The organism is Rhodococcus sp. MEB032 (assembly GCF_030208925.1).
Classification (GTDB): domain Bacteria; phylum Actinomycetota; class Actinomycetes; order Mycobacteriales; family Mycobacteriaceae; genus Rhodococcus_F; species Rhodococcus_F qingshengii.
In genome coordinates, this window is the sequence record NZ_JARVSY010000031.1 from 1 (window position 1) to 18,969 (window position 18,969).

Sequence of the window (18,969 nt, forward strand, 5' to 3'; positions counted from 1 at the left end):
CCACCTCCCCTCCCGATCGCGGCTTGACTCCTACACCCCGTGAGATGTCTTCCAAAGGTTCCCGGTCTGGAGCTTCGCCGGGTTGCCTCCTTGTGGGACCCCCATTTAGCTTTCCGTGTATGTCCGCATCTACGGATATACGTACATACGAAAAGGGTCAGCGTCGAGCGAGAACGTCACGTTTTACCCGTTACTGAGGGTTCGTCGGCCAACAGACGTTCAACCAAGACGACAAGAATCTCCTGGGCAGTCACCCGGGCAAGTCCCAAGTCTCTGACTGCTGGGAACGACGAAGCACTTCGTGCCGAACCACTCCGCCATGGGGTGAATGTCCGTTATCTTCCTCGGCAGTAGTTGCAATCTCCTGGCTGCTCGGCGTCCACGCACGGATGCTGTCACCACGAAAGGGAGCACATCTGTGAATGGACTCGAAACGCCTACTCGTTTGTCCCGAACCACCGCCGCCCTCGGCGTTGGCGCGCTCGCTGCCGCGATCACCTTCGGCAGTGCAGTGGGTACTGCATCAGCCGACACTCCGGTCGTCGACTTCGGCAGTATCTCTTTCGCGGTGACCAACGGTCCCGGCAACACCATCTACGACATCAACGCCATCATCAATCTCCCGCCCGGCACACTGCCGCCAGGGATGATGACCCCTCAGATCACTGCGCCCGCCGCGGCCCCTCAACCAGTCGGCGACCCGTTTGCGGGCACCGCATTGGACTTCGTTCTGAGCTTCATTCAGGCTGCGGCCAGTTAGCCGACAACAAAAAAACGAGGCCCCAACTCAAAGGAGTTAGGGCCTCGTCTTGTGGTGGGCGAAGGGGGACTTGAACCCCCACGTCCCGAAGGACACTGGCACCTGAAGCCAGCGCGTCTGCCATTCCGCCACTCGCCCGAGCAACGCCGAAACATTATCACGACAAACTTTGAAAGTTCTATTCGTGCAGCTCAGGGCACGAATCGATGAACACCGAGCACCCGAAAGCCCAGAACCGATACCATGCTGAAACAGCGGCCAGGTACTGCCGAAGCGTCATTTGACAGTACCGTGGAACCTGTACAGCAGTTTGGACGACACGCGACAAGGCGGTGCCGGCGCTACTTGCCGAGCATTTTGCTGTCGTAGATGCGAGGCGAGAGGAGGGCCCGATGGGCATCGTGCAGCGTTTCGAACGAAAGCTCCAAGGAGCTGTCGGCGACGCATTCGCGCGGGTCTTCGGTGGTGGTGTTGTGCCGCAGGAAGTAGAGGCGGCGCTCCAGCAGGAGGCACGTGACCGCGTCGAGCACCTCGGCGGCGGAATCCTTCTCGCCCCCAACAACTACGTGATCACCATCAACAACTCCGATCACGAAGAGCTGGCAGCAGATCGCGAACTGACGACAAAAGCTTTCAGCCGACACCTGCAGGATTTCATCCGCGATCAGGGTTGGCAGACGTACGGCGACATCTCGGTCACCTTCGAGCCTTCGCCTACGCTCCACACCGGTCAGTTCCGCACCCGCGGAACCGTCGACCCGGATGGTGACGCCGAGCAGGCATCCCCGCCGTCGCATGTTCCGCAGGTTTCGTCGCGGCCTCCACAACGGCCGCCTCAGCGACCCGCACCGATTGTTCCCCCTGTTTCCAATCCAGTCCCGTCACAACCAGGAGCCGGCCCCATGACGCAGAACTCAGGCTACGAACCAAGCCGCGAACCGGCGGGTCGCCAGCCCGAACCGCAGCAGCCGGCACGGAACGGGTACTCCCACGACGACGGCGGTTACGCCGCTCCGCAGGGCCAGGAAGCGCCGTACCAGAACGGTTACGACCGCGGCGACGGTTACCGCACGGGCGACGACCAGCAGGGCTACAACCAGCAGCAGGGTGGCTACGACCAGCAGGCGTACCCGAACCAGCAGCAGCCGTACGAGCAGGCCGGTTACGACCAGCAGGGCTATGACCAGCAGGGCGGCGGCTACGACCAGCAGGGTTACCAGCAGCAGCCGTACGACCAGCAGGGCTACGGCCAGCAGGCGTACCAGGGTGGGTACGACCAGCAGGGCTACCAGCAGGGCGGTTACGACCAGCAGGGTTACCAGCAGCCGTACAACGGCCAGTCCTACGATCAGCCGGGCTACGACCAGCAGGGCTACCAGCAGGGCGGCTACGACCAGCAGGCGTACACACAGCAGCCGTACGAGCAGGGTGGCTACGAGCAGGGCGGCAACTTCGAGCAGACGCAGGCCTACCCGCAGCAGGGTTACGCCCAGCCGCAGGGTGGTTACGCACCGACGGCCCAGAGCCTGACGGCAACCCTGCAGCTCGAGGACGGCAGCGGACGCCACTTCCAGCTTCGCGACGGCAGCAATGTCATCGGCCGCGGCCAGGAAGCTCAGTTCCGCCTCCCGGACACCGGCGTCTCACGTCGCCACATCGACATCCGTTGGGACGGCCGCACCGCGATGCTGTCCGATTTGGGATCCACGAACGGCACCACCGTCAACGGAGCACCGGTCCAGGACTGGCAGCTGGCAGACGGCGACATCATTCGTGCAGGTCACTCGGAGATTCTGGTTCGCATTCTCTGAGCTGAGAAACGGACGCCAGGATTTTTCCGATAACAATCGAACATTCGGCGGTCCGTCGGCGCGCCGCCGTCACGCGGCTGTCAGTATCGTGATCTTCGGGGCCCAGAGCCCCCTATGATGCTGCCAGTCGACAATGCTCGAACCCCGCTGCGGCGGGGCTCGAGCCATAGAAGGAGGTGGACAGCCGTGCAGGGCCTGATTCTGCAACTCACACGGGCGGGCTTCCTGCTCCTACTGTGGCTGTTCGTCTGGGCAGTCCTCCGCACTCTCCGCTCCGACATCTATGCCGGCTCCGGGGTCAGGGTTCCGCCGCGGTACACCCGCGCCGGAAAGGTCCTGCCCTCGCTGGGCAAGGCGAAGGTGCCTCGGTACCTGGTGGTCACGCAGGGCGCCCTCGCCGGTACCCGCATCACCCTGGGTTCTCAGCCGGTCATGATCGGCCGCGCCGATGATTCGACGCTCGTTCTCACCGACGATTACGCGTCGACGCGCCATGCGCGGCTCTCGCAGCGCGGCGCCGACTGGTACGTCGAGGATCTCGGTTCGACCAACGGCACCTATCTGGACCGCGCCAAGGTCACCACTGCGGTGCGCGTGCCGCTGGGCACCCCGGTTCGCGTCGGCAAGACGGTAATCGAGCTACGCCCGTGACCCTTGTTCTCCGCTACGCGGCGCGCAGCGACCGCGGTCTCGTGCGCTCCAACAACGAAGATTCCGTCTACGCCGGTGCACGCCTGCTGGCCTTGGCCGACGGTATGGGCGGACACGCGGCCGGTGAGGTCGCGTCGCAGTTGATGATTGCCGCCCTGGCGCATCTCGACGACGACGAGCCCGGCGAGGATCTGCTCGGCAAGCTCGAGGCAGCCACCCGCGAGGGCAACGATTCCATCGCCGATCACGTCGAGGAAGAACCCGAACTCGACGGCATGGGCACCACGCTCACCGCGATCCTCTTCTCGGGCAGCAAGCTCGGCCTCGTGCACATCGGCGACTCGCGCGCCTACCTGCTGCGCGACGACCACCTGACGCAGATCACCCGTGACGACACGTTCGTTCAGTCGCTGGTCGACGAGGGCCGGATCACCGCCGAACAGGCACACACGCACCCGCAGCGATCCCTGATCATGCGGGCGCTGACCGGCAACGAGATCGAGCCGACGCTCACCGTGCGCGAAGCCCGCGCCGGCGATCGTTACCTGCTCTGCTCCGACGGCCTCTCCGACGTGGTCAGCGACGAGACCATCGAGAACACGATGCGCGAGGGCTCGCAGGAGCAGTGCGCCGACCGTCTCATCGAATTGGCGCTGCGCAGCGGCGGTCCCGACAACGTCACCGTCGTCGTCGCCGATGTCATCGACCTCGACTACGGCCAGTCGCATCCCATCGTCGCGGGCGCCGCGTCGACGGAAGAGGAAGAGGACGCCCCTCCCCCCAACACCGCTGCCGGCCGCGCCGCTGCCATGCGTCCGCCGCGCGCGACGCCCAAGCGAGTTGTCTCCCAACCCGAACCGGAACCGAAGAAGAAGCGGAACCGGTTGTGGTGGGTGGTCCTGGCCGTGGTGCTGATCGCGCTGGTCGGTGTCGGCGCAGTGATCGGCCGCGCCGTCATCCGCAACAACTACTACGTCGGCGAAGACAACGGCCGCGTGACGGTGCTGCGCGGCATCCCTGGTTCGGTGCTCGGCTACTCGCTGCAAGACGCGGATCTGGTGGGTTGCGTCGGCGACGACGACGTCCTGACCCTCGTCTCCCCCGACGCGATTCCCAGCAACTGCAACATCCTCGAAGTGACGGATCTGCAGCCGTCTGCGCAGGAGCAGGTGCGCGCCGGGTTGCCGTCAGGCAAGCGTGAGGATGCGCAGAGCCAGATGATCCGTCTCATCGGCGGCGATCTGCTGCCTCGTTGTGAGCCGGTTCCGACGACGACGGCCACGCCCACTCCCCCGCCGGCACCGGAGACCACGCCGCCCCCCGCACCGCCCGGGGAGCCTGCTGCGCCGACGACGGCGGCACCCACGACTACGCCGACGCCGACCGAAGTTCCCGGTCAGACTTGCAGGACGGTCAACTGATGTCGTCCAACGCAGCTGCGGGGACGGCTTTTCCGAGTCCGCCCGGAGGTTTTGCCCCGGCGCCGGTCCAGTCGACCCGTCGAAACATGGAGCTGCTGCTCCTGGGCTTTGCCGTCATCATCACGACGGTCTCGCTTCTGCTCGTCGAGGCGAGCCAGGAACAGAAGATCACTCTCGATCTGGCCAAGTACGCGCTTGCGTACACGGGCTTGTTCCTGATCGCGCACTTGGCAATTCGGCGGTATGCGCCGTACGCCGATCCGCTGCTGCTCCCGATCGTCGCCCTGCTCAACGGCCTGGGGTTGGTGCTCATCCACCGGCTCGACCTCGCCGACGAACAGACAGCGCTCTACAACGGCGTCGAGGCACCGTCTCCGGATGCGAACCAGCAGGTCATGTGGACTGCACTGGCGATCACCGGATTCGTGCTGTTGCTGGTGTTCTTGAAGGACTACCGCCTGATGGCGCGGTTCAGCTACACGCTCGGCCTCGCAGGCCTGGTGTTCCTGGCGATTCCCGCGATCCTGCCGGCGAAGTTCTCGAGCGTGAACGGCGCGAAGATCTGGATTCGCCTGCCCGGATTCAGCATTCAGCCAGGTGAGTTCGCGAAGATCCTGCTCATCATCTTCTTCGCGTCCGTGCTCGTCGCCAAGCGCGACCTGTTCACCTCGGCCGGTAAACACTTCCTGGGCATGGATTTTCCGCGTGCCCGCGACCTCGGTCCGATCCTGCTCGCCTGGATCGTCTCGGTGGGCGTGCTCGTCTTCGAAACCGACCTCGGTACGTCGTTGCTGCTCTTCAGCACCGTGCTGGTGATGCTCTACATCGCGACCGAACGTGTGGGCTGGCTGGTGATCGGCGGCGGACTGCTCGCCATCGGATTCTTCTTCGCCTACAAGATGTTCGGACACGTGCGCGTGCGCGTCGACACCTGGCTGGACCCGCTCGGCGACTACGCCAACACCGGTTATCAGATCTCGCAATCGCTGTTCGGCCTGGCCACCGGTGGTATCGCCGGAACAGGTCTGGGCAGCGGCCGCCCCAACCAGGTGCCGTTCGCGAAGACGGACTTCATCATCGCGACCATCGGCGAAGAGCTCGGCCTGATCGGCCTGGCCGCTGTGCTGATGCTGTTCCTGCTCCTCATCGTGCGCGGCCTGCGTACGGCGTTGGCCGTGCGCGACAGCTTCGGCAAACTGCTCGCCGCCGGTCTGTCGTTCACGATCGCGATCCAGATTTTTGTCGTCGTCGGCGGCGTCACCAAGCTGATCCCGCTGACGGGTCTGACTACACCGTTCATGTCGTACGGCGGCTCGTCGCTGCTCGCGAACTACCTACTGCTGGCCATCCTCGTCCGGATCTCGGACGCGGCTCGTGCGCCGGTAGTGACGAAGAAGAAAGGTCCGCCCCCAATCGCTGACGCCAATACCGAGATGATGCCGCGCGTATGAACACTCCACTGCGCCGCGTCGCGATGGCCGTCATGGTGATGGTTGTCGCGCTCCTCGCCAACGCCACGTACGTACAGGTCATCAAAGCTGACGACCTGCGAGCCGACCCGCGCAACTCGCGGGTGCTGCTCGACGAGTACTCACGCCAGCGAGGTCAGATCTCGGCTTCCGGTCAGGTGCTTGCCGCCTCCCGCGCCACCGACGACCGGTACAAGTACCTGCGCGAGTATCCGAATCCGTACCCGTACGCACCGGTCACGGGTTTCTACTCGATGCAGTACGGCAGCGCCGGCCTCGAGCGCACCGAAGATCCGATTCTCAACGGCTCGGACAACCGGTTGTTCAGTCAGCGCTTCTTCGACCTGGTGTCCGGACGCGATCCGCGCGGCGGCAACGTCGTCACGACGCTCAATCCGGCCATGCAGCAGGTGGCCTACGACCAGCTGACCAGCAAGGGCTACACCGGTTCCGTCGTCGCCATCGAGCCGAGCACCGGACGCATCCTGACGATGGTCAGCACTCCGAGCTACGACCCGAACCTGCTTGCCAGCCACGACGGCGCCGAAACCACGAAGGCGTGGGACGAGCTCAATGCCGATCCCAACGATCCGTTGGTCAACCGCGCTATCTCGCAGACCTACCCTCCCGGCTCGACGTTCAAGGTGCTCACCACGGCCGCAGCTCTTGGCAACGGTGCGACCCCGGACGACCAGCTGACCGCGGCGCCGCAGATCACGCTGCCCGGCACCAGCACGACCCTCGAGAACTACAACGGCAGCACGTGCGGCCCCAACCCGACGGCGTCGTTGCGCGACGCGTTTGCGCGCTCGTGCAACACGGCGTTCGTCGAACTGGGCATCAAGGACGGCGCCGACGCCATCAAGGACGAGGCCAGCGCCTTCGGTATCGGACCCAACACTCCCGCGATCCCGCTGCCGGTTGCAGACAGCACGGTCGGCGACATCTCCGACGACGCGGCTCTCGGTCAGACCAGCATCGGCCAGCGTGACGTCGCGGTGACCCCGCTCGAGAACGCAGTGATCGCCGCGACCGTCGCCAACGGTGGAGTGCGGATGCAGCCCAACCTGATCTCCCAGTTGCAGGCACCGGATCTGACCGATCTCAGTACACCGTCGCCGGTTTCGATGGGTCAGGCGATCTCGCCGGCAGTTGCGGCAACGCTGACCGATCTGATGATCGGCTCGGAGAACTTCACCGGCGGCGACGGCAAGATTCCCGGCGTTCAGATCGCGTCCAAGACCGGTACCGCGGAGCACGGCGTGAACCCGCGGGAAACTCCGCCGCACGCCTGGTACATCGCTTTTGCACCGGCGCAGAATCCGACGGTCGCCGTGGCCGTCATCGTCGAGAACGGTGGTGACCGCGGACTTGCCGCTACCGGTGGCTCGGTTGCTGCGCCGATCGGTCGTGCAGTCATCGCAGCCGGAATCCAAGGGGGCTGAACCGTGGCGTTGAACAACGGCGCTTTGATCGCCGATCGTTACCGATTGATCCGTCTCATCGCCACCGGTGGGATGGGTCAGGTGTGGGAAGCCACCGACTCCCGGCTCAACCGTCGCGTCGCCGTCAAGGTACTCAAGTCCGAGTTCTCTTCCGATCCGGAGTTCTTGGAGCGCTTCCGCTTCGAGGCCCGCACCACCGCACAGCTCAACCATCCCGGTATCGCCGGAATCTACGACTACGGCGAGACCCGCGACAGCTCGGGTGATTCCACGGCGTACCTGGTGATGGAACTCGTCAACGGTGAACCGCTCAACGCTGTCCTGGCACGCGTCGGCCGCCTGGCGGTTCCGCATGCCCTCGACATGCTCGAGCAGACCGGCCGCGCCCTGCAGGTCGCACATGACGCCGGTGTCGTGCACCGCGACGTGAAGCCGGGCAATATCCTCATCACGCCGACTGGCCAGGTGAAGATCACGGACTTCGGCATCGCCAAGGCCGTCGAGAACTCACCTGTCACGCGCACGGGAATGGTGATGGGCACCGCCCAGTACATCGCGCCCGAGCAGGCTCTCGGTCAGGACGCGACCGCGGCGAGTGACGTGTACTCGCTGGGAATCGTCGGATACGAAGCACTTTCGGGTCGACGCCCGTTCACCGGTGACGGCGCGCTGACCGTCGCGATGAAGCACGTGCAGGAAACCCCGGCTCCGATGCCGGCCGACCTGCCGCCGAACATCCGCGAGCTCATCGACATCACGTTGACCAAGGATCCGGCCGGCCGCTACGCCAGTGGCGGCGAGTTCGCCGACGCCGTTGCAGCCGTTCGGGCAGGAAGGCGTCCACCGCCGCCCGGTCTGCTCGCCACCGGTGCCGCGAGCGCGTTGCCGGCAACGGGTGCCACGCAGGTCATGCCGCCGACGTACGCGGGTCCGGTGACGGGCGCCGCTGCTGCGGACGACGCGGCAGCCGGCGGACTGACCAGTGGGCAGAAGGCCGTGGCGTGGGCCGGCGGCGGATTGATCTTGTTGGCGTTGATCATCGGCGGAGTCTGGATCGCAACCGACGGTCCGAGCGACCCGACGCCGCCCGTCGTCACGTCCACGACATTGCCGACCACGACGACGACCAAGCCCACCACGACGACGACTCGGCCGACAACGACGACCACCGAGCCGACAACAACGACGACTCGGCCGACGACAACCACGACCGAGCCGACAACCACCACGACAACGCCGACCACGACAACAACAACTCCGACGACCACAACCACCACCACGACGACAACGACGACCACAACGACCACTGAGCCGTTGGCGGATCCCGGAGACGCTGAAGAACCGCTAGGACAAGACCAATGACGACACCCCGCAATCTCTCCTCCCGCTACGAGCTGGGTGAGATTCTCGGCTTCGGCGGAATGTCCGAGGTTCACCTGGCGCGCGACCTCCGACTCAGCCGCGACGTCGCGATCAAGGTGCTGCGTGCAGACCTCGCGCGCGATCCCACGTTCTACTTGCGGTTCCGTCGTGAGGCGCAGAACGCTGCTGCGCTGAACCATCCGGCGATCGTGGCCGTCTACGACACCGGTGAAGCCGAGACCGACGCCGGGCCGCTGCCGTACATCGTCATGGAGTACGTCGACGGCGACACGTTGCGTGACATCGTGCGCAGCACCGGGCCGATGGCTCCGCGCAAGGCGATGGAAGTGATCGCGGACGTCTGTGCCGCTTTGGACTTCAGCCACCGCAACGGCATCGTGCACCGCGACGTCAAGCCCGCCAACATCATGATCAACCGTGCCGGCGCCGTGAAGGTGATGGACTTCGGTATCGCCCGTGCCATTTCCGACGCGTCGAGCCCGATGACGCAGACGGCCGCCGTGATCGGCACCGCTCAGTACCTCTCGCCGGAGCAGGCGCGAGGTGAGCAGGTGGACGCGCGTTCGGACGTGTACTCGCTCGGTTGTGTGCTGTTCGAGATTCTGACGGGCGAGCCGCCCTTCAAGGGTGATTCACCGGTCGCCGTGGCGTACCAGCATGTTCGTGAAGATCCGCAGACGCCGTCGGAGATCAATCCCGACATTCCGCGCGAGCTGGATTCGATCATTCTCAAGGCAATGAGCAAGAACCCGGCCAACCGCTACCAGAGCGCCGGCGACATGCGCAGCGACTTGGTACGCGTTCTGGGCGGTCAGCGTCCGAGTGCGCCGATGGTGATGAACGACGAGGACCGCACCACCATCCTCGGCGCCGTCGGCTCCGACACCGGGAACTACCGCACTGCTCCCGATCCGGTCGAGCCGGTTGCTGCGAGGACAACTCGCGCCGCCGAGCCGCCTGCCAAGAAGAAGGGCGGACGCTACGCCCTGATGGGCATCGCGGCGCTTCTGGTGATCGGTCTGGTGACGTTCTTCCTCATTCGGGTGAACTCGCCGAAGGTCGAGATGGTGACCGTTCCGGGTGACCTGACCAACCAGCCCGCCGACGTCGCCGAGGCGACGCTGACCAACGCCGGATTCCAGGTGGAGCGTCAGCAGAAGACGGACAAGGTGATCGCCGCCGGAAACGTCATCACGACGCGTCCGGTTGCCGGGGTGCGCATCGAGAAGGGCAGCACCGTCACCATCGACGTGTCCACCGGCCCCGAGCAGGTCGCGATCCCACGCCTGACCGGGCTGAGCCAGGACGACGCGGAGAAGAAGCTCAACTCCGTCGGACTCCGACTTGATCCGACCATCGGCAAGGCGGCATCGACCGTCGCCGAGGTCGACAAGATCGTCAATCAGGATCCTGCCGTCGGAGTGTCGGTTGTTCTCGATTCCGCGGTCTCGATCACTGTCGGCACCGGACCGGAGCAGGTTCGTGTCCCGGACGTCACCGGTCAGCGTGAAGAGGTGGCGAGGCCCAACATCGAAGGTGCCGGGTTCGTCGTTCAGATCACGGAGATCGATTCGGGTCTGCCGAAGGGGCAGGTCGTTTCGACCGACCCGACCGGCGGTACGTCGGCCACCAAGGGTTCGACCGTGACGCTACGAGTGTCCAACGGCAACCAGGTCGCGATGCCTGATCTGACCAACAAGACGGTGTCGGAAGCGTTGAGCACGCTTCGCGCAGCCGGTTGGGCGGGAACCGCTTCGCAGCTGGTGCAGAACCAGAGCACGACGCTCACCCCGGAAATGGTGGGCAAGATCGTCTCGCAGACCCAGCCTCCGGGCTCGGAGATCTCCAAGGACGCGGTCATCACCGTCAGCGTCGGAGCGCTCGGAATCCCCGGCCGCTAGCAAAGTGAAAAAGTGCCTCCCGGAGATTTCCGGGAGGCACTTTTTTGTGGACAGGTGTCAGAGAATTGCGGGTAATGCGCCACCGAGCGCCGACGCGACCTCGGCCTCGAGGGCTGCGACGAGTCCTTCCGGAGGCGCCTCACCGCAGACTGCGAGCCAGTTCGCGAGCATCCGGTGCCCACCCTGAGTGAGTACGGACTCGGGGTGGAACTGGACGCCGTGAATCGGCAGTTCGCGGTGACGCATCGCCATCACGACGCCGCTCTCGGTGTGTGCGGTCACCTCGAGTTCCTCGGGAATGGTGTCCTCGAGAACCGTCAGCGAGTGGTAGCGGGTAGCGGTGAACGGATCGGGCAGCCCGGCCAGGACGCCGACGTCCTTGTGGTGAACCAGACTCGTCTTGCCGTGAAGCAGTTCGGGCGCGCGGTCGACGGTTCCGCCGAAAGCCGCACCGATCGCCTGGTGTCCGAGGCAGACGCCGAGCAGCGGAGTCTTGGTGTCGGCGCAGACCTTCACCAGATCCATCGTCGCTCCCGCGCGCTGCGGAGTTCCGGGGCCCGGGCTCAGGAGAATGCCGTCGAACTGCGCTACTGCACCTTCGAGGTCTGCCGTCAGTTGTGGATCGTCGTTGCGCCAGACCACGGCTTCGGTTCCGAGCTGGCCGAGGTACTGCACCAGGTTGAACACAAAGCTGTCGTAGTTGTCGACGACGAGAATCCTCATGAGAGCAGGGTAAACGCCCGTGCTATCCGCCGGTATAGGCGGGGACCGTGATCTGCGACGGCGTTGCCTGCGTGTACCCGAGGCCGAAGCGGGTCGCGTACTGCTTGTAGATCCGAATGCCCGGTTCGGCGGCGAGGGCCGCCTCGAGGCGCGCAACGTCACCGATGGCACTCATCACGTAGGGCGGACTGTAGGTGCGACCGTGCAGAAGCAGAGTGTTTCCGATGCACCGCGGCGCCGACGTACTGATGATCCGTTGGTCCTGCATGCCCACCGCTTCGGCACCGCCCGCCCACAGTGCGTTCAGGACGCTCTGGACGTCCTGCTGATGCACGACGAGGTCGTCCGGGGTGGCGTCGACCGGATACTTGCCGTCGGCGTTGCGCGGAGCGTCCGTCATGGTGACCACGACGCCGGGGCCGGTCATCTCCGTCAGTCCCGCGTCGGCAGAGATGTTCTTGATGTCACCGAGAGCGGCGGCCACGCCGGCGTCGGACCGAGCGGCGTCTTCCTGCAGCGAATCGAGCTGAGCGGCAAGTTCGTCCCGGTCGGCCGAAACTTTTTCGGCATTGGCCTGTGCACTGCGGACCAGATCGGAGAGCCTGGTGCTTTCGGTGACCTGCAGCTGATTTTCCTCGGCGGATCTCTGCGCCGTGGCAACCATCAGACCGGCTACCAGGCAGACGGCAAGTACACCGATGTGCCAGACGGTTCGTGAAGATTCACCCGAAGACACGTGGCTCCTCCCGGATTGTGCAGGTCGGCCGGTGACCAACTGGACACAGCTACGTTAGCGTGTAGGTAACACATGCAGGTCACACCGTAGAGCGAGGACGCCATGCCCAAGTCGAAGGTCCGTAAGAAGAACGACTACACAGTCAACCCAGCAAACCGCACTCCGGTGAAGGTGAAGATGGGTCCGTCGAGCACGTTGTACGTCTCCGTGATGCTCGGATTCATGCTTCTCGGCCTGGCGTGGTTGATTGTGTACTACTTGGCCGCGGATTCGATCACGTGGATGAACGACTTGGGAAACTATAACTTCCTCGTCGGCTTCGGCTTCATGGTTGTGGGTCTTGTGATGACCATGAGATGGCGCTGACCAGCCATTATCTGATTCGACTCGAATCGTGACAGTCTCTCAATTACATGGGTGTCATTCATCCCCATTGTGGATAACTCCTGTGGACAACCTAGGAAGTTATCCACATGCTCGAGGATGAATTTCATCCACAGCCTCGTGACAACGTCACGGAGGTGATCTCGTGGGCCACTCCGATGGGTGTTGTCTACGCGATGTTCGGCGGCGGAATTGCCCTCGCGATCGCCTCGATAATCGCGCCCACGGAGCCTGCCGGCCGCTTCCTGCTCGCCCTCGCGGTGATCGGTCTGTTCGTGATGGGCGGACTCGCCCTGCGTCAGCGTCCCCGCCTGGCTGTGATCGAAGACGCGGGAACCAAGTCGATCGCGGTGCAGCGCCTGCGCGCCCGCCACGAGTTCACCCGCGAACAGATCGACCGGGTCCGTCTCGTCCGCTACCCGCGTCTGGGTCGACGCGTCCCTATGCTCGAGATCGACATCGTCGACCGTCCCACCGACACGGAGAAGCTGTTGATCTTCGGACGCTGGGATCTCGGCACGTCACCGGAGGACGTCCTGGACGTGCTCGCCGTCCACGGTTTGGTGCCGCCCGAGAAATAAGCGCTGGTTACATGGCCAGTGCCGCGAGGTCCGGCTGCACGATGTCGAGAGCCTGCTGCGGCACCGCGACTGCGTCGCTCGACCATCCCCAGATCGAGTACAGCTCACGGCCGGGGTCGGTGTATCCGTCGCGGCCGTGCAGTACCCGGTAGTTGTCGATGCAGATCATCTCGCCGGCTTCGGCGCGGAACATCGGACCGCTGTCTCGCACGTGAATCACAGCCTCACTCCACTGCTTCACCAGCGGCCACTGCGCTACTTCCGATTCACCGGCGATCGGCGCGAGGTACGGGTGATAGCGAACCTGGTTGCGTCCACTCGGCACCGTCCTGGCGATCGGCGCAAATGTGTTCTGCGGGAAGTTCGGTTCCGAATGGTCGATGTCTGTGCTCCAACAGAATTCGGCCAGCTCCGCTGTTGCGGGATCGAAGGCGAGCAATTGGGTCAGTTTGACCGCGTCGATGAGAAACGAGTCGCCGCCACTCGGGTACGCCGGGCGCTTGCACCACAGAAACAGGTAATCGGGAGCGTAATCGCCGAACGCGAAACCGTCGTTGTGGGCGGTCATCCGCTCGCCGGAGAAACCGAACGAGCGCTTGCGGCCGCGTTCGTCCACCGGTTGCGTGTCGACGACAGCGGCTTCGGCATCCTGACTTTTGGCGCTCGCCTCGAACTGGCGGCCGACGCGAATGCACTTCTCACCGAGCAACTTCGACGCGAAGGCAATGGCATCTTCCTCGGTGTGCAGGCCACCGAACACCGCGGCGCCGTCGAGAGCGATTGCCGCCCGGACGGCCTCGACCGTCTCCACGCGCCGCGGAACAACACTTGCCAGCGTCAAATCGGAAGAGAACATTCATCACTCCATACGTCGAGTTGGCCAAACGGTTCAACTCGAGCGTAGGAACTCGTCATTTCGACGGCGTAACTCCGGAAACCGATTCGGTTACGGAGCCAGCCTTCAGATCACCCGGCCTTTCAGATCACCTTGCCGGGGTTCATTATTCCGTGGGGGTCGAGTGCGCCTTTGATCGCATGATGCATCGCGACGACGGCTGGTGACAGTTCTTGCGCCAAACCACCCATCTTCAACAGGCCGACGCCGTGTTCACCGGTGACGGTTCCGCCCAACTCGAGGGCATTGTCGATGATCTCGGCAAAAGCGGCCTGAGCGCGCCTCCGCGCCGCTTCGTCGTCGTGTGGCGTGATCAGCAGCGGGTGCAGGTTGCCGTCACCCGCGTGCGCGATGTTCGCGATGTGCGTGTCGTGCCGGGCCGAAATGGCCTCGATGCGCGCCAACATCTCCGGGACCGCCGCCTTGGGGACGCAGATGTCCTCGGTGAGCACCGGGCCGAGCCGCTCGAGGGCGGGGTATGCCAGACGCCGGGCGGAGAACAGGGCGTCGGCTTCCTCCTGGTCGGTGGATCTGGCGCTCCAGGTAGCTCCAGAGCGGTTGAAGCAGGCCAACATTCGCTCAGCTTCGGCGTCGCCGATCTCGCCCGGTGTGTCGATGCGGCCGAGCAGGACCACCTCGGCGTCAGCCGAGAGGCCCATGTTCTTCCAGGCATCGACGGCAAGGAGACACTGCCGATCGATCAACTCGAGGGCCGACGGCGTGAGACCGTCTGCGGCGACGGCTTCGACGGCCTTGCCCGCAGCGACGATGGAGTCGAAGTATCCGACGATGGTGCGTTCGGGATCGCGCTGAGGACGAAGCTTGACGGTCACCTCGGTGATCACCCCGAGAGTGCCTTCGGAGCCGACCATGAGTGCCGAGAGATCAAACCCAGCCACTCCCTTGGCAGTTCGACGCCCGAGCCGAACCAGCTCACCGGTTCCGGTGACCACCTGCATGCCCAGCACGTAGTCCTTGGTGACGCCGTACTTGACGCAACACAGGCCGCCGGCATTGGTCGCGACGTTGCCTCCGATCGTCGACCAGGGCGCGCTGGCTGGATCGGGCGGATACCAGAGGCCGTGCTCGGCGCAGGCGTCGCGGAGGTGATCGTTGACCACTCCGGGTTCGACCACGGCCAAACGCTCGAGGGTGTTGATCTCCTTGATGGCGTTCATCGCGTCGAATGCGATCACGACGCCGCCGGCGACTGCGTTGGCTCCGCCCGACAGACCGGTTCCGGCTCCGCGCGTGACGACGGGCGCACCGTGGGCGATGCACGCCTGCACAACTGTCTGTACCTGCTCGGCTGTGCGCGGGCGGACCACTGCGACCGGCATCTCGTAGGGAGCCCACTCGGCGTCGTCGTGGATGTAGCTCGCCATGATGTCGGGGTCGGTGATCAGTCGATCCGCATCGATCTGCGAGCCGAGCGCCTCGAGGAGTGTCATGTCTCCACGATAGTGACGGCGGCTACACCGCCCCATGTAGATTTACTCCGAGAAACCGGAAACTGTATGGACATTCTCTCCATACTCATCATTGGTCTGACGAGTTGGTCTGACGAGTTGGTCTGACAAGGGAGCGCGGATGCACGAGAACTGGCTACAGCTTCTCCTGGCCGAGGCATCCACCGAGGAACTGATCGAACACCGCGATCAGTTGGCCGCTGGGTCAGGCCCCGAGGTCGCCGCCGAGATCGAGCGAGAAGCCCGATCGGCGCTTCAACTACGAAGTCTCCTGGCTCAGCGCCGACAGCGCGCCACCGAACTCGGGGCACTCAACGACATCGCGTCGCTGCTGACCACGATGCACGATCACCACGCCCTCCTGCAGGAGATCGTGGATCAGGCCAAACGACTACTCGGCGTCGACCTTTCGTACCTTGCTCTCATTCACGACGACATCTTGATCATCGAAGTCACGAGCGGTGCGTACACCTCCCAATTGCTCGGCCTCACGGTTCCCTTCCGCGAAGGTCTGATCGGTCGCGTGGTCGAGAACTCTTCTCCTGCTTGGTCTCCCGACTACCGAAACGATCCCTCGTTTGCACATATCGGACCGGCCGACGACGCAGCACGGGCCGAGAACATGCGCGGCCTGTTGGCCGTTCCGCTGACTTTGAACGGCAAGATCCTGGGTGCCCTCTGCGCGTGCAAGCGTCAGGAGCGTCGATTCGGCAACGAGGAAGTTGCGTTGCTGTCCGCCCTCGCAGCTCATGCCTCGGTAGCCATCGAGAATGCCCGCTCTCTCGAACGCTATCGCGCGACGGTTGCAGAAGTGAATGCAGCGAACACCGAACTTGCCAAGCGCACAGCACTTCTCGAACAGACGCTGACCTGGGATCGTTCGCTCACACAAGTTGTCCTGCGCGGCGGTGGAGTCCGTGAACTCGTGGAGGAAACCTCGGCGTCGACGGGCTCGCCCGTGTTCTTCGTGACCGGAACATCCGAGATCCCACCGGGACTGCAACGGGTGAGCGAGAGCGTGCATCGGGTCTTCGACATCCTTGCCGCCGACCGACGCGAGCAGGAAGTGACGCTTATCGTCGGTGAGCAGTTCCTGTTCTCCACCGAAGTACGCAGTGCCGGTGACCAACTCGGAGTTCTGTTCCTACTCTCGCGCCAGGAACCCACCGCCGCCATGAGATTGGCACTCGAAAGGTCTGCTCCCGCCATTGCGCTGGCACTGGTCGGCGAACGGGCAGCCCGGGAAGCCACCCGCCGAGCACGCGATGCATTTCTGGTCGATCTGATCACCAGGCCTGCGCCGACGCCGGCCGAGGTCACCGGTCAGTTCCGCCTGGCCGGGCTCAATCCTGACCGCTCGTACACCGTCGTGGTGGCCCGCCCGGCCGACGCCGTCGACCGTGCGCGTCGCAGTATCGAGGAAATTGCATTCCCCTCGGGAACCGTTGTTGCCGAACATGGTTCACGAGTCATCGCACTGATTCCCGGAATGTCACCGGCAGCAGTTGCGGCGGCGTGGGTTCAGCCGGCGGAGAACCCGACAGTGGGAATCGCCGATCCCGCGGTGGGAGCGGAAGGTCTGGCGCGGGCGTATGTCGAGGCACAGCACACCGTCGACGTCCTCGAGACTCTCGGTCGGGCCTCCCACGTGGAACCGGCAAGTTCACTCGGCATCTACCGAATTCTCCTCAGCCGCACCGGCCGCGAAGAACTGGAAGCCCTGACAGAGCGTTCCCTCGGTCCTCTCCTCGAGGAGGAGCAACGACGCGGCGTTCCGCTATTGGACACCCTCGCGTCGTACCTGTCACACAATTGCAAGCACTCCGCGACCGCCGCCGCGCTCGCGATTCACGCCAACACTCTGTACCAACGGCTCGAGTCGATCGACCGATTGATCGGTACACAGTGGCGTCAGCCGGACCAGGCGCTCGATCTTGCGCTCCTGATCCGGCTGCGTGCCAGTGCCGGGAAACTCGGTCAGATCTGAGCGGGCTTGCTCGATCGCTTTGCCAGTGCCACCACAAGGATTGCGGCACAGAGCATCACGGCGCCCACCACCCACAGTCCTGCCTTGGCATTTCCGGTCACATCGGTGAGCCAGCCGGTGATGTACGGAGCACCGAAGCCCGACGCGTTGCCGATCGAGTTGATCATGGCGATGCCCGCGGCCGCGCTGGCACCCGTCAGGAACGTGGTGGGAAGGTACCAGAATACGGGGAGTGCACACAGCACGCCGACGGCGGTGAGCGAGACCGCGATCATGACGGTGAACGGTGAATCCAGGTACAGCGCAATCGGAATGGATACCGCGCCCAGGAGCGTCGGGGCTGCAACGTGCCACATTCGTTCACCGGTCTTGTCGGAATGGCGGCTCCACAGCACCATCGCGACAGCGCCGATCGCGTAGGGGACGGCCACGATCAGGCCTGTCTCGACGAGCGAGAAATCGGTGTTGAACGTCTGCTTGAATCCTGCGACGATGCTGGGCAGGAAGAAGCTCAAAGCGTAAAGGCCGTACGTGATTCCGAAGTAGACCAGACCGAAACCGATGACGCGGGGATCGCGCAGGGTTTTGCCGGCGGACTGGTGACCGGCGTCGCCGAGTTCTTTCTCCTCGTCGGCCATGGACTTCATCAGCCAGGTGCGCTCCTCGAGGGTCAACCACTTTGCGTCGGCGGGACGGTCGGTGAGGTAGAACCAGACGACAAACGCCAAGATCACGGCGGGCAGACCCTCGATCAGGTACATCACGCGCCATCCGGCGAGGCCGAACAGGCCGTCGCCGTACTGGATGATGGCCGCCGAGAGCGGGGCACCGAGCGCCGACGAGAGCGGAAGTGTCAGCAGGAACAGACCCATCAGGCGTACGCGGTACTTCTTCGGGAACCAGAAGGTCAGGTAGAGAAGAACTCCGGGGAAGAAGCCGGCCTCGGCGATGCCCAGCAGTATGCGGAGGAAATAGAGGCTGCCGACATTGGGCACGAATGCCAGCGCAGCGGCGAGGATGCCCCAGGTGAGCATGATCCGCGCGATCCACAGCCGGGCGCCGAAGCGGTGCAGGGCCAGGTTGCTCGGCACCTCGAACAGCAGATAGCCGACGAAGAAGAGTCCGGATGCGAGCCCGAACATCGTCTCGGTCATACCGAGGTCGGCGCTCATGGTGAGCTTGGCGAAAGCGATGTTCGTACGATCCAGATAGTTCACGAAATAGAGCAGGATCAGGAAGGGAATCAGCCGGCGCGCTACCTTCTTCACCACGCGAGTTTCGATCTCGCTCGGCGCAACCCCACCGTCAGTGGTGGTGCTATCGGTGGAGGTCATTGCAGGGGTACTCCTCGGA

General features: G+C 64.2%; 16 protein-coding genes and 1 tRNA gene. 11 read left to right on the forward strand and 6 right to left on the reverse strand.

The window, feature by feature from the left end:
* Positions 1-418 precede the first annotated feature (418 nt).
* Positions 419-760, forward strand: coding sequence for a hypothetical protein (locus tag QRN54_RS26580; protein ID WP_064688157.1), 342 nt, complete (start codon positions 419-421; stop codon positions 758-760).
* Positions 761-812: 52 nt separating this feature from the next.
* Here QRN54_RS26580 and QRN54_RS26585 read toward each other — a convergent pair.
* Positions 813-898, reverse strand: a tRNA-Leu gene (locus QRN54_RS26585).
* 254 nt (positions 899-1,152) lie between these two features.
* Between QRN54_RS26585 and QRN54_RS26590 the strand changes: the two genes are divergently transcribed.
* The 7 genes from QRN54_RS26590 (at position 1,153) to pknB (ending at position 10,841) form a co-directional block, all read left to right on the forward strand.
* On the forward strand, positions 1,153-2,571 hold the full coding sequence (locus QRN54_RS26590; RefSeq protein WP_217018180.1) for an FHA domain-containing protein: 1,419 nt from the start codon (positions 1,153-1,155) through the stop codon (positions 2,569-2,571).
* A 186-nt stretch (positions 2,572-2,757) separates the two neighbouring features.
* Positions 2,758-3,222 (forward strand): FHA domain-containing protein FhaB/FipA, encoded by a 465-nt coding sequence (locus tag QRN54_RS26595; protein ID WP_003943418.1) that lies wholly within the window; start codon positions 2,758-2,760, stop codon positions 3,220-3,222.
* Positions 3,219-4,643 carry a PP2C family protein-serine/threonine phosphatase gene (locus QRN54_RS26600; protein WP_054188724.1) on the forward strand — a complete coding sequence of 475 codons (1,425 nt, stop codon included), beginning with the start codon at positions 3,219-3,221 and terminating at the stop codon, positions 4,641-4,643. Before QRN54_RS26595 ends, QRN54_RS26600 begins: the two co-directional genes overlap by 4 nt.
* Positions 4,643-6,094, forward strand: a complete 1,452-nt coding sequence (locus QRN54_RS26605) for an FtsW/RodA/SpoVE family cell cycle protein (RefSeq protein WP_007735775.1) — start codon at positions 4,643-4,645, stop codon at positions 6,092-6,094. The genes QRN54_RS26600 and QRN54_RS26605 overlap by 1 nt, the downstream gene beginning before the upstream one ends.
* Positions 6,091-7,557, forward strand: coding sequence for a peptidoglycan D,D-transpeptidase FtsI family protein (locus tag QRN54_RS26610; protein WP_007735774.1), 1,467 nt, complete (start codon positions 6,091-6,093; stop codon positions 7,555-7,557). The genes QRN54_RS26605 and QRN54_RS26610 overlap by 4 nt, the downstream gene beginning before the upstream one ends.
* Positions 7,558-7,560: 3 nt before the next feature.
* Positions 7,561-8,919 (forward strand): protein kinase domain-containing protein, encoded by a 1,359-nt coding sequence (locus tag QRN54_RS26615; protein WP_063315330.1) that lies wholly within the window; start codon positions 7,561-7,563, stop codon positions 8,917-8,919.
* Entirely contained in the window at positions 8,916-10,841 is a 1,926-nt protein-coding gene (gene pknB / locus QRN54_RS26620) for a Stk1 family PASTA domain-containing Ser/Thr kinase (protein ID WP_007729221.1), read from the forward strand. Before QRN54_RS26615 ends, pknB begins: the two co-directional genes overlap by 4 nt.
* 57 nt (positions 10,842-10,898) lie before the next feature.
* Here pknB and QRN54_RS26625 read toward each other — a convergent pair whose 3' ends face one another.
* Together QRN54_RS26625 and QRN54_RS26630 are read right to left on the reverse strand one after the other, a co-directional pair.
* Complete coding sequence (locus tag QRN54_RS26625; protein WP_003942537.1) at positions 10,899-11,564, reverse strand: aminodeoxychorismate/anthranilate synthase component II; 666 nt, start codon at positions 11,562-11,564, stop codon at positions 10,899-10,901.
* Positions 11,565-11,586: 22 nt separating this feature from the next.
* Positions 11,587-12,300, reverse strand: a complete 714-nt coding sequence (locus QRN54_RS26630) for a DUF881 domain-containing protein (protein ID WP_020967993.1) — start codon at positions 12,298-12,300, stop codon at positions 11,587-11,589.
* A 102-nt stretch (positions 12,301-12,402) separates the two neighbouring features.
* On the opposite strand from QRN54_RS26630, the gene crgA reads away from it, so the two are divergent.
* Together crgA and QRN54_RS26640 are read left to right on the forward strand one after the other, a co-directional pair.
* Complete coding sequence (gene crgA / locus QRN54_RS26635; RefSeq protein WP_019746229.1) at positions 12,403-12,666, forward strand: cell division protein CrgA; 264 nt, start codon at positions 12,403-12,405, stop codon at positions 12,664-12,666.
* 107 nt (positions 12,667-12,773) lie between these two features.
* A complete protein-coding gene (locus tag QRN54_RS26640) occupies positions 12,774-13,265 on the forward strand; it encodes a PH domain-containing protein (RefSeq protein WP_003942511.1) in 492 nt (163 codons plus the stop codon).
* A gap of 7 nt (positions 13,266-13,272) precedes the next feature.
* Here QRN54_RS26640 and QRN54_RS26645 read toward each other — a convergent pair whose 3' ends face one another.
* Together QRN54_RS26645 and QRN54_RS26650 are read right to left on the reverse strand one after the other, a co-directional pair.
* A complete protein-coding gene (locus QRN54_RS26645) occupies positions 13,273-14,121 on the reverse strand; it encodes a TauD/TfdA family dioxygenase (RefSeq protein ID WP_050656758.1) in 849 nt (282 codons plus the stop codon).
* 122 nt (positions 14,122-14,243) lie between these two features.
* Complete coding sequence (locus QRN54_RS26650) at positions 14,244-15,611, reverse strand: FAD-binding oxidoreductase (protein ID WP_024487653.1); 1,368 nt, start codon at positions 15,609-15,611, stop codon at positions 14,244-14,246.
* A 139-nt stretch (positions 15,612-15,750) separates the two neighbouring features.
* Here QRN54_RS26650 and QRN54_RS26655 point away from each other — a divergent pair, with 139 nt between their 5' ends.
* Positions 15,751-17,616 (forward strand): helix-turn-helix domain-containing protein, encoded by a 1,866-nt coding sequence (locus tag QRN54_RS26655; protein ID WP_007729204.1) that lies wholly within the window; start codon positions 15,751-15,753, stop codon positions 17,614-17,616.
* On the opposite strand, the gene QRN54_RS26660 is transcribed toward QRN54_RS26655, so the two are convergent.
* The gene (locus QRN54_RS26660; protein ID WP_007729201.1) at positions 17,607-18,950 is read right to left on the reverse strand and encodes an MFS transporter; all 1,344 of its coding nucleotides are present in this window, start codon (positions 18,948-18,950) and stop codon (positions 17,607-17,609) included. The two genes, QRN54_RS26655 and QRN54_RS26660, sit on opposite strands and share 10 nt — an antisense overlap.
* Positions 18,951-18,969: the final 19 nt, after the last annotated feature.